Genomic DNA, 14,612 nt, shown 5'->3' with positions numbered 1-14,612 from the left:
CCAGAAGGCCAACCCGTTGCCGCAACCGGGGTCGCGTACCCCTCGGTTACCGGTTTTTCTCTCCGGACGGGATACGTTATGGGGGGCAAAATGGTCAGAGCGGTCATTCCGCACCTGCCTTGCTGGCTGCGGCCAACGTGGAAGGCAGGTTACGGAGACTGTCCAGTAGGACGTACCGCTTCACCCCGATTTGAAAAGTCTGGAGGTGCCCGTTAGCGACCAACTCAAACGCCACGGTTCGGCTGATGCCGTGCTTGGCGCATTCCTGCACAAGTGGCCCGAAGGCCGGCTCTACTGTCGTTCGCACTTGCTGCTCCTCGTCCGCAGGATTTGTGCGGACTTCGGAGACCTATTTTTGGCATCCACGGACCTGCTAATAGCCGTAGAGCACCGCGCGTAGCCGACCCAAACGACGCGAAGTACTCCGCACCCACCCCTGAGAACTAGCAGTGATGGGCCTCTCAGGGGTGCGCCCTACTTCTTGCGCCGCGGCCCCTTAGGCAGGTTTTCGACCCTAAGAATGGTGTCAATTACTTCTGCCGTGCGCTCTGTGACCCCACGAGCAACCAGCCACTTCACGACCTCGACCTTAGTCTCCGCGGTGTCGGGTTCCTCCGGGTCGTAGTTCTTCCAGAAGCGGTCCGCAGCGGCCGCTAAGTGACGCAATAACGTTGTCTCATACCCGCCCCAAGGCCATCCGGACGTCCGTCCGACCGCAGTCCCAAGTGGACTTGCATGTCTTTCGATTGCCCGCTCTATGTGTCTGCGAGCCAGCAATGCGTCTTCTTTTGGAAGAGCGAACCGATTTCCAAACTCGGGTCTGTCGAACCAGGCAATGAAGTCGGTCTCGGTGTTGAGGGGGCGATCCGAGAAAGTCTCTTTGCTGAGCCTCTGATCCCGGATCCAGACGTGCCCTACCGTTGCCGAGCCAGTTGTGAAGACGTACGGCCGCTGGAGCCAACTTATAGGGAAGTGGCCGGTCAGCCGCTTGAGCGGAAGTTTTTGGACCTCGTCCTCGGGCGGGCGGGCGGTCTGTCCGTGCGGCGCAAAGCGAACCCGTTCACTACTGAGGCGAATGAACACCATCAGGTCATGGGCAATTGCGACCTCGGTCAGAAGATCGAAGTCCCCTCCGAAATATTCCTCCGCCGCCTTGGTCACGCGGATGAACTTGGATTTCAGCTCAGTACCCACATTCCCTCCTTGCCGCACTAGCGCCTTGTATCCTCATGTTGCCCCGTCTTGCCTTGCGTGTACTGATGGATCTGTGGTAGCCGCTAGCCGTTGTAAAGGCCCGCTAAGATTGTTAAGCGAAACCTACCTGAGCCGCACTAGGCCGCCGCAGGCGGCGTCGGGCCCGAAAGGCGATCGAAGGCGAAGAACAGCGCCGCCTCAGAGCCCTTGTGGTCGTCCCAATCGATTCCAAGGCCCTCCAGCCAGTCCTTAACGCGGATGCGCTTCCTGATGCAGGCCTCCCATGCCTGGATGTCGGCCCGAGCTGCCCGGTCTGCACGGCCTATGTCGTCGCCCGACTCCAGCCGCCCCATGGCCGCCTGAGCAATGATGTAGTGCTGCTCGTAGCTCCATCCGCCGGAGACCTCCTCTAGCTCGCCATCAAGTTCCTCGTTGCCCCATCTGTCGTAGTTCCTCCGCAGCCAGATCCAGCGCCTCTGCAGTTCGGCACCAACCAGTTGGGCAGGAAAGGTCAGCACGCGTGCCATGGGGCCGGTACGGACCTTGGCCCCCCGCTTCTTGGCCTTCGGGAATCGGAGGAGTTGGGCGGTCATGGCGAGCGCTCGCTTTCGAGCCGCGCACACCGGGCTTCGAGCATCGCCTTGATGTGCGCAAACTTGGGATCGTTCTCCAGCGCGTCCACGAGGCGGGCCACCAGCGCGTCTTCGCGGTCTTCTCTTATCTGTAGCTGGGCCTGTCGGGTACGGTAGATCCGGTCCTGGGGGAACGAGACGACGAGGGCGGTCACTGGGCGCCTCCCGCGGCTGCGGCAGCTGCGGTCTGAGTTACCGTCACCAGCTCTCGCATCAATGTCCGGACCAGCTCTCGGGCCTCCGTATCCATGTCATACATGAGGGCCAGGAAGACGGCCTCCTGAGCATTGATGTTAAGGGTCTTGGTCGCCATTTCAGAGTCTCCTTTGGGCTTGTCCACGAACTGTTTTTGTACGTAAACTAACAACACCATAATCCCACGAACTGGAGTTTGCAACCACCATGGCGAGACCACCGCTTCCAGACGCAAAGAAGCGCTCTGAGGTCCTTCAGGTCAGGCTGACCAAGGGGGAAAGGAGGACGCTGGATGAGGGCGCCGACATTTACGGCGAGCCGGTGTCCGAATTCGTCCGGACTGCGGCCTTAGACAAGGCCAAACGCCTGAAGAAGAAGCAGGCCGCAGACCCCGCGGACGCCGACGACGGCTAAACTTCAACCAGGAACGCGTCAGGGGGACGCCGATATGCGCCTTAATGGATGGCAGAGACTGTTCTGCCTCGTCTTCGTTGTAATTGGTGCGCTGCTCTTGGCCCTTTGGGTGCTCCAGCGCCCAACCGATGGGTTCACCACTTACAGCTGCGAATCCCCTTTCTACGCGACCCAAGCGCAAGCGCAGGGGCACTTAAACAAGAACGACTGGGTAGAGCACGACTACTCCAAGCGTCCCGATTGCCTCTTCCAACTACGCGAGATTGCTGCCGGCGTGTCGTTGGAAAAGGCGCAAGCCTCTTGGTGGTCCAACCTTAGAAGCGGCGCGATCGGCTTGGCTATCTTCGCGGCCATCGTCTACGCGCTCGGTTTTGGCCTCGGCTGGGTTTGGCGGGGCTTTCGCCCTAGGCCAAGTCCGCGGCGTGTTTCGTGAGAGTGCTCAAGACCGGAACGGTCCTGGCAACCGATGTTTTCCACTTCACTGGCGGCATCATCGGTAGACCCTTGGTGGCCGGCGGTATCGTCATCGGACCGATCGGAGGGCCCACAGGCCCCCAGTACATCGGGCCCATGTCATTTGCCGAAGCGTGTGTGGCGGCAAGTGATGCAGGCTCTTACTTCATGGGAACGAACCAGATCCACGCCAACGATGGCCCAGAACGGAGTGAGTTCTGGTACCCAAATCTTGGTTCTGAAGGCGCGCAACGACAGAGCTCTGATACCTGGAGTGCAATTGCCTACACGGCCAGCACCGCAGGTGATTCAGTCTCATCCGAGCTAGCTCGCTATCTGGCGATGTCTATGAGATGCGCCGGGTGGCGACTTAGAGAAGTCTCCAGGCTTCACAACGAACAACTTGAGTGGGCGCTAATCTCCGGCCGTAAATCTGGAAGTCGCTTCTCGAACATCGCGATCTTTGAGCTCCACCTCGCTATTCATTCACTCTTAGGCGAACTGTGTGCTGCCAGAGACTATCTGGCACACATTGCGGCGATTCGTGTGGGTGCAAAAGCCGGCACCGACTGCCTAGCCTGGCTTCAAAGGTGGCTCGCGAAGCCAGCCAATGCCCAGGCGCTCGATGACCCCTTGATCACCCTTCTTAGAGAGGCCAGCGGCGACGCCGCTTCTCCTGGATGGCTTATGGATTTGGGGGAACTGCGAAATAGGGTCACGCATAGGCAGCCCATGGCAGCAAATCCAGACGTTACCGCGCTGTGGCTGAGAGAAATCGCCACAAGGAAAGGGATGATGGCTACGATCCGCCTAGCCCCGTCTCGCAGCGCTTCCGAGGAGGTCCGAGAAGATCCAAGCGTGTCAGTTCTAAGGTTCTGGCTCGCCATGGAGGCGATGTGCCGCCGAGCCGCGACCCATATGGCCTATGAGCCCTCGATTCCACACTTCATAGCCGAATAGCGAGCCGCCGCTACGCGCCGCCACCTGAAGCGAAGAATGTCAGATGACTGTTCGCCGCTTCAAGGCAACGACCTTACTGCCCGCCGCTCCGAACACCTTCCGCTCGAGCCGCTCGATCGGGCTCCGCAGGCGCTCCACATCGTCCGTGAGGTAGCCCGCTGTGACGTCTGCCCCTTGGCTATGCGCCGCAATCTTCTTGAGGGCATAGCCGGACACGTCCATGGCCTCCAGCACCGATATCGCCGTGCGCCGAAGGTCGTGAGGCGACCAGGAAATGCGATCACCTTCCGCATCGATGACCTTCTCCAGGAACTGCTTGGAGAGCCGCCCCAAAGCTCGGTAGACAAGCTTCTCCCCCTCTCGGCGCCCAAGCCCCGGAAACACGAACCTATCGGAGCGCGCCTCCTTCTGTCGCTGCTTAAGCATCGCCATCATCTGCGGCCCTAAGGGGAGGGGGTGGTCCTGCTTTCCCTTCATTCGCCATGCCGGGATGGTCACCGACTTCGCCTTGAAGTCGATCTCCGACCATTCCAGCCCAGCCCCAGCAGTCCACCTAAGCGCGGTGCAAAGAAGGAACAAGGTGACGTCCCGTTGGGTGCCGGACAGGTCCGGAGGCAGGTCATCGGGCAGCGCGCGTATCGAGGCCACGAATTCGGGTAGGGCGTCGCCGACCAGCGCCCTCCTCCTTCGCGCCACGTTGCCCCATCCCTTGGTCGCTGTGATGCGCTTAGCGACGTCGGGAAGATCCAAGTCTCTCTCTGCCCTGAGGTAGTTCACGATCGCCCTCAGAGCGCGCACAGCGCCGTCTGCGCGGGCAGGGCTGGCCTTGATGCGCTTTCGCGAGAGTGCCGTCTCTACCTTCGCCTGGGCGCGTATGTCACGGGTCTTTCGGTCTCGATGACGGTCGCGCACTCGCTCCGGGGTGAGCTCCATCAGTGGGCGGTCCCAGTAGTCACCGAAGGTCGTCCGAAGGTCCCGCTCGTAGGTCACCCTCGTGGCTGGCCGAAGCTGGTCCCGCTCGGCAAGGTAGATTGCCAAGCCCTCACCCAAAGTCAGACCGTCCCTCTGCGCAACGGCTCTCTTCTGTCGCTTGACGGCGTTGGGGTCGATGCCTTGGTGCATCTCGCCAATGCGGATCCGGGCGAGCTTGCGAGCTTCGGTGACTGACACGGCGTCTGCCTTACCGAGCGACACTCGGGTCACTCCGCTACCAGGCAGACGCTTGACGAGGCTCCAGCTCGCTGCAGTGGGCGTCACCCGCAGGAGTAGTCCCGGGATTTCCTCGTCCTTGAACTCGACGCGACCAGCCTTCACGGACTGGCGAAGGGCCGCCACCCGTGCTTCGGTGAACTTGACCGTCTCTGCCATTGCCGCCTCTGGGTAACACGTGGGTAACAGGGAGGGCGGTAAACCACCGTAGACGGCCGCAGGCTGCCGACCTTGGAAATACCGCCATTGCTAGGTCCCAGCGTATCACCGGATCAGCCCGCACATAAATGACACGGATTGAAAATCCCCGTGTCGGGGGTTCGATACCCTCCCCGGCCACCATTCAAATTCGAAGCCCAGTAAGGCCCTCAGGCTTTACAGGGCTTTTTGTTTGCGTCGTTCGTTGCGAACCACGCCGTTGCCTCAATCCTTCGATTGCGCCTCCACGAACCGGCGGCGAAGCGCTCGGTGAAAGGTTGCCGCCGTAAATCAAAGCCACGAGAATCGGGCCGGGGAAAGGACTTGGGGAATCACGGATGTCGCATCGTCACGTCTGGCCCGCGCTGGCCTGCGCGGTTGTTCTCGCACTGACAGTCTGCTCCGCTGCCCGGGCATGCGACACATCGCACCTGTCCTTGTCCGGCGCGGTCAACGTGGTGACCTGTTCTCCACAGCAGGATCCAAGCAACTGCGTGTACTCCGGCAAAGCGCTGTACCAGTACATGCAGGCGGTGCCAGACAGCGATTCGGTCTACATGATCGGCCTGCAGGCAAGTCCTTGGCGCATGTATGACGGAGAGATGCGCATCCTCAGCCCCGAGGACGTAGCGGATCTCGTTCGGCCCGAGCTCAACGGCAAACTGGAGCACGTCGAGCTTGTCGGCTCGTGGACCGGCGTGTCTCCGGAACCGGGCGTGCCTTCACAGGCCGATCGCGTCTCGAAGGCCCTCGGTGGCTTTCCGGTCAGGGGCGAAGACGGCTTCCTGTGGCTGGCGAAGGATGGAACGCGCCGCACCACGCACCAGGCGTTCACCGGGCGAGAGGGCGCCGGCTCGTACTTCCTGCCGGGTGGCTCCGAGGTGTTCGTTTCCCTCGTGGCTGGCTGGCCTGCCTACGTGGAAGACCAGATTTCCGAAGATGATTCGAACCTGCTCATGCACGCTGCTGCCGGCTGGGACATCTTCTTTCTCTGCCCGGACAAGGCGCTCGCCAGCTTCGAGCGCGCCGCGGCAAAGGGCAGTGCCATCGCCGCGTACAACGCCGCAATGATGCGCCTGGATCGTGGAAGCGACGGAGACCGTGTCGCCGCGTTCACGTTGCTCGAACGCGCCGCGGCGCTGGGTGACGCCAAGTCGCGCGCCCGACTCGATATCGAACGCACGCGCAAATAGCAGCCTGACCGAAAGCGTCAGGGCTTCGCAGCCGCTCAACTGCTCCGCAAATACTCCCGAACCTCCTCAGCCGAAGTCCCCACGGCGCGCACCGCCGCACGCAACTCCTCTTCCGTCACATCCAGCGCCGCCGTCCAGTAGCGCAGTTCGTGGGCCTGGTTGACGTTAATGCGCGAGCGGTCGGGCTCGCCCCGGTTGGCGGCACTGTCAGTCATCGGTGGTCTCCGGATTGGTCGGGGAATCTATAGCCCCGGCGTCGCCACGCCGTGGCGATGAAGGATGTCCTCTACCTGCGCCTGCGCCTGCAGGCTGTCTACTGCACGCTCCAGCACTGGCTGCTCGTAGCAGGTGAATGCGGTGAGGACATCCTCCTGTGGCACGACTTCCATGATCACAGGAACCATCGCCTCTAGGGCCAGCAAGTCTTCGTCCAGCGTCGACATCGTCTTTCTCACCCCTGGGGATGGGAAAGTTGCCTCCGGCCCGGTTAAACGGCTGTCAAATCAGCGTCGAATGATCGTGATCCGGCGCAGGCTTGGGACTGCTGCGATGGCCGTTAGATCTGCGCCAGCATCAGAACGTAGCCATCCGGATCCTCGAGCCTGCATTCGCCGCCCGGCATGTAGAACGGATACTTGATCTCACCCGGCCGATGGCCAAGCTCCACTAGCGAGGCGCGAGTGAGCGTGATGTCGTCGTAGTAGAGATAGAAGAGCACGGCCTGCTGCGACGAATCGATCGGCCCGGACGCCATCCCGACCATGAGGTTGGCCTTCTCGCTCGCCAGCCAGGCCCAGACAGGCGCCGTCTTCCCGTCCGGCACCACGGTGTTGGCCACCTTGAAACCGAGGTCGGCGTAGAACCTGATGCTGGCCTCGACGTTGGCGACGTGGGCAAAGGCGACAAGTGACCGTGTCTGGGCTGCCATGTGACCTCCGATGCCGGCGTCTGCGCTCCGAGATTATGCGCCGGATCACGCCGGCAAGCCGTTCTGGCAGATCAGAACGCCCGACTGATCGTGAAGCTCCCGAACACCGGCGTCTCGCGCTGACCATCGAACTCGCGCGTGCCGTGGTAGCGCGCCAGCGCGAACTTCCAGCGGTGCCGCATCAGCGCCACGCCATAACCGATATTGGCCACGGCATGACGCTTGTCGACGCTGTGGCTGTCGCGAAACGTGTTGCCGTCCAGGGTGATGTCATACAGCACCCAGCGCGTATCGAATGTCACGAACACATGCGCACCAGGTACGTACTGGCTCTGCGGCTCGCGCGTTGGCGCCGTGTTCTCGCCCGCCGGGCGCAACGGCGTGCTGCCGAAGTCATCGGGCAGGTTCAGGCCGACGCGGAACTCCGCGCCGGTGTTGAGGTAGGTCGCCAGGTTGCCGAAGCTGCCGCCGTAGTGGGCGATCGTGTCCCAGCCCCACCCTCTCGCACCGTCGCTGGAGGAGAAGCGGCGCATGCGTTCGTGGACGATGCGGAACACCGGCTCGTTCTCGAGCTGGTTGTCCCAGCCGCGGAATTTCTCGCTGCCGGTGATCTGATGCACGGCGTCCTGTGCCTGCTTGCCCAGCGCGGCCGGCCCGACGATGCCGACCTGCAGCTGCGTGGTGCGCAGCCTGTCGCCTTCGCGCGCGTTGTATCCAAGGCCAACCAGCAACGCGGCCGCATACGGCCGGTCGTCCTCGATCAGGTCGCTGCGACTGAAATCGGTCGGGGTGAAGATGCCCTGTGCGAAGGTCGCGATCATGTTCTGCTGCTCGAACGTTTCCGACTGCAGCGCGCCAAGGTATCGGTTGACCCACTGGGCCAACCGCGGGATGCAGGGATCGTCCGTGTAGTCGCGCAGGTTGGGCGAGACCAGCGTCAGCTGCACGCCGTTGCTGTAGCCCTGGTCCTGGCCGCCGATAACGTCGTTGTCGACGCGCAGGTTGACGATGGGCGGAAGCCGGGTGCGGCCGCTGGTGCAGTCTTCGCGGCTGTGTGCCCGGGCGGTTCCAATGGAGCAGAACGAGATCGCAGTGGCTGCCAGCAGCCACGTGCCAATGAACTGGGAACGCATGTTTACCTGCTATCAAGACACCCTGCGGCGCGCCGAGGGGCTTGACCGGTACCGGGCACTGGGTTGGAGCTTCTGGCCCCCCGTATCCTCGTGTCGCTGATCGGAAGACTGACGCGAGGTTAGAGCTGTGGCGCTGCAGTGTGTAGCCCTCGCGCCTGACCCTGTGTGTTGCCTACGGCGCAACAATCCGCCTACTGCGAACCACCGGCCTTGGTGGCCCCCGCAATGATGCGCTCCAGCGGCACATCTTCAACATCCTCGGACACCACGCGCGCAACGCGTCCTTCGCCATCACGTTCGAATCGCAGCGGCCCCAGCCCGCCCTCCATCACGAACCTGGACTGCGACAGCGCGACCAGTTCCTTCGGCGGCGCATCGCCCTCGATGACGTGCAACTTGCCGTGCTCCAGTCCGATTCGCAGGGTCCAGTCGTACTCGTCGATCCGATAGGTGCCGACGTAATCACGCAACAGGCGCTCGGGCACATCCACTCCGCGGACCGCCACCAGGTGGTTGGCGCTTCCAAGCGGATGCATTCCTCCGCACACCGCGCAAGCGGTGGCCGGGCCAAGATTGCTGATGCGATGCGCGACGGGATAGCGCGTCGTCAGGAACGCATGCAGCGCGGTGAGGTCGGCATCGTTGAGGCGGCGATAGAACAGCCACGGCATCTCCGGCGCGAGCAGCCCCGCCTTGCCGGTACGGATCACCTGGATGAAGCCCGCCGCGTCGTACGACAGCCCGGTCGGGTCGGGCGTGATGTTGGCGCTGAATACTTTGCGCCCATCGCGCCCGACTTCATTGCCGCCCGCAAAAGCACCGGGCAGGCGCTTGCCGTCCCACAGGGTGTGGCAGCCGCCGCAGTCGGCAAGCCCCGCAAGGTAGCGGCCCCGCTCTTCGGGCGTGGCCTGGGGAGGCTGGGGTACGGGTGCGGTAATCGGCCTGGGTTCACCTGCAAACCGCTTGACCTGCTCGGCAGAGAGCACTGTCTGCGGCAACGTGTTACGCACGGCTGGCAGCGATCTCAGGTACACCACCACCGACGCCAGGTCCTCGTCGGAAAGCTGGCGGAACGACCGGTACCACATCTGCGGATGCAGCAGTCGGCCGTCATGACCGATGCCCTCGCGGATCGCGCGCGCGAACATGTCGTCGCTCCAGCGGCCCGCGCCGGTATGCGGCTCTGGCGTGATGTTGGGTGCGACCAGCCAAGTCTTGCCGTCGGTCTTCCAGACTTTGCCCGCATATGCGCGGCCAGCAACAACCGGACCACCCGGTTTGTTCCAGTCGCGCTCGGAATGGCAGGCGGCACAGGCGAGGATGCCTTCAGCCAGATACTCGCCGCGCGCCCGGCGAGCTTCGGTTCGCTCGAACGTGCGGTCATTCAGGGGGCGTACCTTGAGGCCGGGGATGGGAGCGATCTGGACGATGGGCTTGTAAGCGCCCATCTCTGGCTCGCCGTCGCCGGCGGAACAGCCAATCAATACCAGCACAAGGACATGCGCCAGACCGAGGCGGATACACGATGCCATTGCACAGCTCCCCAGCGAGGCCCAAGTGCATCAACGAGCCTCAGCCCCTCGCCCGGACACGCGGCGAAAACTGAATAGCAGGCCTTGGCTCGACTGCGACTTTTTCTCGCACGCCGGTTGGTCCGGTCCGGGCCGAAGGGCTGCTAGATTCCGACCCTTGTCACATTACAGTTGGGGGACTGTATGCGACCTCTCGTTTTCGCCTTGCTCGCGCTGACGGCAGCGCCGGGCCGGGAAACCGCGCTTGCGCATGGCGGCAGCTTCAATGCGTAGAAGGCTTACCGATACCAGCAGGTACCTCAGCTACGTACTTCGCCATGCACCAGGCGCAATCGGGTTGACGCTCGATCGCGAAGGCTGGGCGGACATCGACGACCTGATTGCAAGCGCACGGCAGGCCGGACACCTGCTCGACCTGCGCGTGATCCGCGCTGTCGTCGAAGACAACGACCAGCGGCGTTTCGCCCTGTCCAGCGATGGCCGGCGCATACGTGCACTCCAGGGGCGTTCGGCCGAAACGGCATTCATCAGCACCTGAGCGAGAGCATCACGCCGCTTCCGCAAGGTGCACGAACAGCCGACCCAGCGTGACCACGTCCTGCAGGTTGTGCTCGGCCACGCGTCGCAGGTTGGCCGAGGATCCGCCGCGCAGGAACGACAGCCACGCCGCCGGCGCCTCGGAACCGGGCAGGTCGTCTTCACGGACGATGCGCAATGCCTCGCGTTCGATGGTCGCGAGCCGGCAGTTCTCCCAGACGCCGCGATAGCGGCGCCGGGTCGGGAACAGCAGGTCGACGTGGTCGAGCGCGCTGATCGGGTCGCCCATGCGCGCCAGGCGGAAGCGGGTCTTCAGCAGCGGCGCGTCGTAACAGCGACCGTTGTAGCTGCACAGCACGGTTCGCGGTGACAGCCATTGCGCGAACGTGCGCAGCATCGCCGGCTCGGCCGCCAGCGTGGTGATGGTCAGCTGGCGGATGCGCAAGGTGCCGGCGCTCCAGTCGGCAGCGCCGATCATGAAGGCGCGCGTGCCAGTGCCGCCGGCCAGGCCGGTGGTCTCGGTGTCGAAGAACATCAGTGCGTCCGTGTCCACGGAGTCCTCGCGTTTGGCGAACGCCAGTGGCACCGACGACGGCGCCTGCATGGGGCGCGTGGACTCGGCCAGGAACAGCCCGGGCTCGATCTCGATGCCGGGGATGCTGCGATCGCGGGACGGCAACGGTGAAACCGCGTGGCGCTGGCGAACGCCGAGCATGCGTCGCAATGCATCCAGCTTGGCACCTGGGTCAGGCCGTGGCGTTCCGGCCGTCGGCGCGGCAAACAGCGCCTGCGGAGTATTGCCCCCGCCTTCGCGCGAAGCACCCACCGTCTCACCGGCCTGCCGCCGCAGCGCACGCAACTTTTCGAGCGTGACCGTCATGCAGACTCCAGCTCGCGCGCTTCGATCAGCAACGACAGCACCCGTCGCGCCAGCGCCTTCGGCGTGGTGCCCTCGCCTTCCTCGCTCGCGGCCAGGATCGGGCCGACGCAGGCCGGGCAACCGCTGCGGCAATCGCAGCGTTCGACCAGCTCCATCGCGCGCGTCACCAGCTCTTCCTGGCGTCGCCATAGCGGCTCGCTGAGGCCAACGCCGCCGGGGAAGTTGTCGTAGAGGTACACCGTCGGCACGAACTGCTGCACGTCCGCCAGCTCGACGCTGCCTTCCACGCCGCGCAGGCTGCCGCGACCGCTCTGGTCGCTGCTGGCGAACCAGGCGCCGTCACCGTTGCCAACGGCCTTCTGCAGGTCGCGTGCATCGGCCATCACCGCCACCGTCGCGACGATGTGCAAGGCATACGCGGCACCGAGGAAGCCATCGAGGGCATCCTGCCGGCTGGCAAACCACGACAGCAGCGTCGCCTGCGGCAACTGCCACCACACCGACGTGGTGTGCAGCTCCTGGTCGGGCAGGTTGACCGGGCCATAGCCGATGTTCTCGTGGGTGTAGTAGCGGATCTTCTTGTAGCCCGACACGCGTCGCACCACGTGCACTTCGCCATGGCTGGCGTCGCCCTGCCCCGCGGCGCAGCCGTCAAAGCGCTCGAGCACCTTGAGCTTGGTGTAGTCGATCGAGTCGGTGTAGTAGTCGACGTGGGTGCGCTGCACGTAGGCCTTGCGCCCCTCCCAGTCCAGCCGCTCGACCTGGTACGGCGTGGACTGGACCATGTGGATCGCGCCCTCGTACAAGGTCAGCGCGGCCGCCGAGTAGTCGACCTCGGCGATGATGGTCTGGCGGCCATCGGTGCGGTCGACCACGACGAAGTTGCCGTCGGCGACCGAGCGCAGCGACACCGCGTTGGCCGGGTAGCTGTCGGCGATCCATTCCCAGCGCTCGCCCTCGCGATGGACCACGGCGGACTCTGCCAGCGCCTCCAGGTACACCTCCGGCTCGATCGGACCGAACATCTCGCGCGTGTTGAACGGCAGCTCGAAGGCCGCGCAGCGGATGTGGTCGAACAGGATCAGCGGCTGGTCGGGTGCCGTGCGTGCATGTTCGGGCGGACTGTCGGCGAAGAAGTCCGGGTGCCGCACCATGTACTGGTCCAGCGGCTGCGAACTGGCGACGAGGATGCCGAGGCTGGGCTGCTGCCGGCGGCCGGCGCGGCCGAAGCGCTGCCAGGTCGCGGCGACGCTGCCGGGATACCCATTGAGCACCACCACGTCGAGGCTGCCGATGTCCACGCCCAGTTCCAGCGCCGACGTCGAGATGATCCCGTCGATGCGGCCGTCGCGCATCGCGCGCTCGGCATCGCGGCGCTCACTGGGCAGGTAGCCACCGCGGTAGGCGCGGATGCGCGGCGGCTTGCGCGGGTCGTGGTCGAACACGTCCTTGAGGTATTTCGTCAGCACCTCGACCATCAGCCGCGACTGCGCGAACACCAGCGTCTTCAGCCCTGACTTGATGGCGATGCGGGCGATGCGGTTGCTCTGCGAGCGTGCCGAGGCACGCAGGCCGAGGTCGGCGTTGACCACCGGCGGGTTCCACAACAGCACGTGTTTGTCGCCGGTCGGCGCACCCGATTCGGTGATCGCCTGCACGCGGTCTTCGATCAGCGCTTCGGCGTGCGCCTGCGGATTGCCGATCGTCGCCGAGCACAGGATGAACTGTGGCCGTGCGCCATAGAACGCGCAGATCCGCTTGAGCCGTCGCAGCACGTTGGTGACATGGCTGCCGAACACGCCGCGATAGGTATGCACTTCGTCGATCACGACGTAACGCAGGTTCTCGAAGAACTGCGCCCACTTGGTGTGGTGCGGCAGGATCGCCTGGTGCAGCATGTCGGGGTTGGACACCACGATGTCGCCGTGCAGGCGGATCGCCTGGCGGGCATCGCCCGGGGTATCGCCGTCGAAGGTGAATGCCTTGACGCCGAGGTCGCCGGCACGATTGAGCTCCAGCAGCTCGGCGACCTGGTCCTGCGCCAGCGCCTTGGTCGGGAACAGGTACAGCGCCTTCGCCCGCGAGTTCATCGCCGCCGCCACCACCGGCAGCGTGTAGCACAGCGATTTTCCGGACGCGGTCGGAGTGACGATGGCGACGTTGTCGCCACGCTGCGCCGCCTCCCAGGCCTGCGCCTGGTGGCTGTACAGGCGCTCGATCCCGCGCGCACGCAAGGCCTGCGCCAGTGCCGGCGGCAAGTCGCCTGGCAGGTCGGCATATCGCCCTTCGCTGCCCGGCAAGGTGAAACTGCCGGTGATCCGTCCGGCGTAGCGCCGGGACAGTGCCTGCGCGAGCAACCCGCTGTCGGCAGCGGGACGACCGTCCTCGCGCAACGCGATCGCGCGCTCGTCGGTGTGGTGTTTCAAGGCAAGCGCCGGTGCCATCGTCTTCTCCTGCTGGGCCGGTCGCGAGTGGATGCCATGACCGTCTCAAAGGCTGCGACTCCTGACACGCCAACATTGACGCTGCGCTATCAAACCGGGGCGTACGTTGGTGCGGTTCGAGTCTTGATGCCTGAGACGGCGGAAGTAGAGGCTGCCCGCCATGACACATCCGACCCCTTCGCTGCACAGCCCGATCACGGTCCGGCCCCGGCCTGCCCCCTTGGCCGGTTCCAATCCCTATCTGGATCGGCCCTTGTCGCAGCTGTTCGCTGCCTGCCAGCAGCGCGCCGAAGGCTTGCTGCAACGGGACCAGAGCTACACCGCGGCGGAGCGCGCCAGCCTTGCCCACGACACGGCGCACCTGTTGTTGGCGGTGTCGCCGGCACTCGCCCACGGCGAGGAGATGCCGGGGAGCCCGGCGCGGGCGATCCTGCAGGGGCGCGGCGACTTCGTCGAGGAGCATTGGCGGGCGCACGAGTCGGCGTTGCGCAGCGCGCGTTACCGCACGCTGGTCATGGCGTCCGACTTGGCGCTCGGCGGCCATGCCCGCATCTGGCGACGCGATGCCCGCGTCGACGGCGACCTGATCTACGACGTGGCGCTGTCGAGCGAGATGGGGCTGCTACGGGCGCTCAGCGAACTGGCGAAGCTGCGCCGGGCCGCGCCGACGCGCCGGAGATAGGTCAGAAAATTCCTACCCCAGTTCGCGC

The 14,612-nt window shown here is 64.3% G+C and carries 16 protein-coding genes and 1 pseudogene; 5 read left to right on the top strand and 12 right to left on the bottom strand.

What is annotated here, in order from left to right; all coding sequences use genetic code 11:
* Positions 1-474: 474 nt before the first annotated feature.
* From ACFOPO_RS16835 to ACFOPO_RS16820, 4 genes are all read right to left on the bottom strand, one after another.
* A complete protein-coding gene (locus ACFOPO_RS16835; RefSeq protein ID WP_386704722.1) occupies positions 475-1,194 on the bottom strand; it encodes a hypothetical protein in 720 nt (239 codons plus the stop codon).
* Between the two features lie 137 nt (positions 1,195-1,331).
* Positions 1,332-1,787 carry a hypothetical protein gene (locus tag ACFOPO_RS16830; protein ID WP_386704720.1) on the bottom strand — a complete coding sequence of 152 codons (456 nt, stop codon included), beginning with the start codon at positions 1,785-1,787 and terminating at the stop codon, positions 1,332-1,334.
* Positions 1,784-1,981, bottom strand: a complete 198-nt coding sequence (locus ACFOPO_RS16825; RefSeq protein ID WP_386704718.1) for a hypothetical protein — start codon at positions 1,979-1,981, stop codon at positions 1,784-1,786. The genes ACFOPO_RS16830 and ACFOPO_RS16825 overlap by 4 nt, the downstream gene beginning before the upstream one ends.
* Entirely contained in the window at positions 1,978-2,139 is a 162-nt protein-coding gene (locus tag ACFOPO_RS16820; RefSeq protein WP_386704716.1) for a hypothetical protein, read from the bottom strand. The genes ACFOPO_RS16825 and ACFOPO_RS16820 overlap by 4 nt, the downstream gene beginning before the upstream one ends.
* Positions 2,140-2,228: 89 nt before the next feature.
* On the opposite strand from ACFOPO_RS16820, the gene ACFOPO_RS16815 reads away from it, so the two are divergent.
* Both ACFOPO_RS16815 and ACFOPO_RS16810 read left to right on the top strand, forming a co-directional pair.
* Positions 2,229-2,435: a DUF1778 domain-containing protein gene (locus ACFOPO_RS16815; protein ID WP_386704714.1), complete on the top strand. Its 207-nt coding sequence runs from the start codon at positions 2,229-2,231 to the stop codon at positions 2,433-2,435.
* Between the two features lie 429 nt (positions 2,436-2,864).
* Complete coding sequence (locus ACFOPO_RS16810; protein ID WP_386704712.1) at positions 2,865-3,848, top strand: hypothetical protein; 984 nt, start codon at positions 2,865-2,867, stop codon at positions 3,846-3,848.
* A gap of 39 nt (positions 3,849-3,887) precedes the next feature.
* Here the strand turns inward: ACFOPO_RS16810 and ACFOPO_RS16805 are convergent, their stop codons facing one another.
* Positions 3,888-5,216 carry a tyrosine-type recombinase/integrase gene (locus ACFOPO_RS16805; protein WP_386704710.1) on the bottom strand — a complete coding sequence of 443 codons (1,329 nt, stop codon included), beginning with the start codon at positions 5,214-5,216 and terminating at the stop codon, positions 3,888-3,890.
* Positions 5,217-5,593: 377 nt separating this feature from the next.
* Here ACFOPO_RS16805 and ACFOPO_RS16800 point away from each other — a divergent pair, with 377 nt between their 5' ends.
* Complete coding sequence (locus ACFOPO_RS16800; RefSeq protein ID WP_386704708.1) at positions 5,594-6,448, top strand: hypothetical protein; 855 nt, start codon at positions 5,594-5,596, stop codon at positions 6,446-6,448.
* 35 nt (positions 6,449-6,483) lie between these two features.
* Here the strand turns inward: ACFOPO_RS16800 and ACFOPO_RS16795 are convergent, their stop codons facing one another.
* From ACFOPO_RS16795 to ACFOPO_RS16775, 5 genes are all read right to left on the bottom strand, one after another.
* A complete protein-coding gene (locus ACFOPO_RS16795) occupies positions 6,484-6,663 on the bottom strand; it encodes a DUF3606 domain-containing protein (protein WP_386704706.1) in 180 nt (59 codons plus the stop codon).
* A gap of 27 nt (positions 6,664-6,690) precedes the next feature.
* On the bottom strand, positions 6,691-6,891 hold the full coding sequence (locus tag ACFOPO_RS16790; RefSeq protein WP_386704704.1) for a hypothetical protein: 201 nt from the start codon (positions 6,889-6,891) through the stop codon (positions 6,691-6,693).
* Between the two features lie 113 nt (positions 6,892-7,004).
* A complete protein-coding gene (locus ACFOPO_RS16785) occupies positions 7,005-7,376 on the bottom strand; it encodes a VOC family protein (RefSeq protein ID WP_386704703.1) in 372 nt (123 codons plus the stop codon).
* Between the two features lie 71 nt (positions 7,377-7,447).
* Positions 7,448-8,509 (bottom strand): lipid A deacylase LpxR family protein, encoded by a 1,062-nt coding sequence (locus ACFOPO_RS16780; RefSeq protein WP_386704701.1) that lies wholly within the window; start codon positions 8,507-8,509, stop codon positions 7,448-7,450.
* A 191-nt stretch (positions 8,510-8,700) separates the two neighbouring features.
* Complete coding sequence (locus tag ACFOPO_RS16775; RefSeq protein WP_386704700.1) at positions 8,701-10,041, bottom strand: c-type cytochrome; 1,341 nt, start codon at positions 10,039-10,041, stop codon at positions 8,701-8,703.
* Between the two features lie 265 nt (positions 10,042-10,306).
* On the opposite strand from ACFOPO_RS16775, the pseudogene ACFOPO_RS16770 reads away from it, so the two are divergent.
* Positions 10,307-10,552 (top strand): annotated as a pseudogene (locus ACFOPO_RS16770) (RNA 2'-phosphotransferase); the annotation flags it as partial.
* Positions 10,553-10,588: 36 nt separating this feature from the next.
* Here ACFOPO_RS16770 and ACFOPO_RS16765 read toward each other — a convergent pair.
* The gene (locus ACFOPO_RS16765; protein ID WP_386704699.1) at positions 10,589-11,458 is read right to left on the bottom strand and encodes a ribonuclease H-like domain-containing protein; all 870 of its coding nucleotides are present in this window, start codon (positions 11,456-11,458) and stop codon (positions 10,589-10,591) included.
* Positions 11,455-13,902, bottom strand: a complete 2,448-nt coding sequence (locus ACFOPO_RS16760; protein WP_386704697.1) for a DEAD/DEAH box helicase — start codon at positions 13,900-13,902, stop codon at positions 11,455-11,457. The genes ACFOPO_RS16765 and ACFOPO_RS16760 overlap by 4 nt, the downstream gene beginning before the upstream one ends.
* Before the next feature lie 253 nt (positions 13,903-14,155).
* On the opposite strand from ACFOPO_RS16760, the gene ACFOPO_RS16755 reads away from it, so the two are divergent.
* Positions 14,156-14,584: a hypothetical protein gene (locus ACFOPO_RS16755; RefSeq protein ID WP_386704695.1), complete on the top strand. Its 429-nt coding sequence runs from the start codon at positions 14,156-14,158 to the stop codon at positions 14,582-14,584.
* Positions 14,585-14,612: the final 28 nt, after the last annotated feature.

Source organism: Lysobacter sp. GCM10012299, from assembly GCF_042649405.1.
Classification (GTDB): Bacteria; Pseudomonadota; Gammaproteobacteria; order Xanthomonadales; family Xanthomonadaceae; genus Lysobacter_J.
The sequence above is the reverse complement of the archived record's forward strand: the minus strand, read 5'-3'. Positions and strand labels throughout refer to the sequence as shown.

Excerpts from the sequence above, each read along its gene's own strand:
- ACFOPO_RS16830 (WP_386704720.1), bottom strand. The coding sequence starts at position 1,787 with ATGACCGCCCAACTCCTCCGATTCCCGAAGGCCAAGAAGCGGGGGGCC.
- ACFOPO_RS16820 (WP_386704716.1), bottom strand. The coding sequence starts at position 2,139 with ATGGCGACCAAGACCCTTAACATCAATGCTCAGGAGGCCGTCTTCCTG.
- ACFOPO_RS16815 (WP_386704714.1), top strand. The coding sequence starts at position 2,229 with ATGGCGAGACCACCGCTTCCAGACGCAAAGAAGCGCTCTGAGGTCCTT.
- ACFOPO_RS16805 (WP_386704710.1), bottom strand. The coding sequence starts at position 5,216 with ATGGCAGAGACGGTCAAGTTCACCGAAGCACGGGTGGCGGCCCTTCGC.
- ACFOPO_RS16800 (WP_386704708.1), top strand. The coding sequence starts at position 5,594 with ATGTCGCATCGTCACGTCTGGCCCGCGCTGGCCTGCGCGGTTGTTCTC.
- ACFOPO_RS16795 (WP_386704706.1), bottom strand. The coding sequence starts at position 6,663 with ATGACTGACAGTGCCGCCAACCGGGGCGAGCCCGACCGCTCGCGCATT.
- ACFOPO_RS16790 (WP_386704704.1), bottom strand. The coding sequence starts at position 6,891 with ATGTCGACGCTGGACGAAGACTTGCTGGCCCTAGAGGCGATGGTTCCT.
- ACFOPO_RS16785 (WP_386704703.1), bottom strand. The coding sequence starts at position 7,376 with ATGGCAGCCCAGACACGGTCACTTGTCGCCTTTGCCCACGTCGCCAAC.
- ACFOPO_RS16780 (WP_386704701.1), bottom strand. The coding sequence starts at position 8,509 with ATGCGTTCCCAGTTCATTGGCACGTGGCTGCTGGCAGCCACTGCGATC.
- ACFOPO_RS16775 (WP_386704700.1), bottom strand. The coding sequence starts at position 10,041 with ATGGCATCGTGTATCCGCCTCGGTCTGGCGCATGTCCTTGTGCTGGTA.
- ACFOPO_RS16765 (WP_386704699.1), bottom strand. The coding sequence starts at position 11,458 with ATGACGGTCACGCTCGAAAAGTTGCGTGCGCTGCGGCGGCAGGCCGGT.
- ACFOPO_RS16760 (WP_386704697.1), bottom strand. The coding sequence starts at position 13,902 with ATGGCACCGGCGCTTGCCTTGAAACACCACACCGACGAGCGCGCGATC.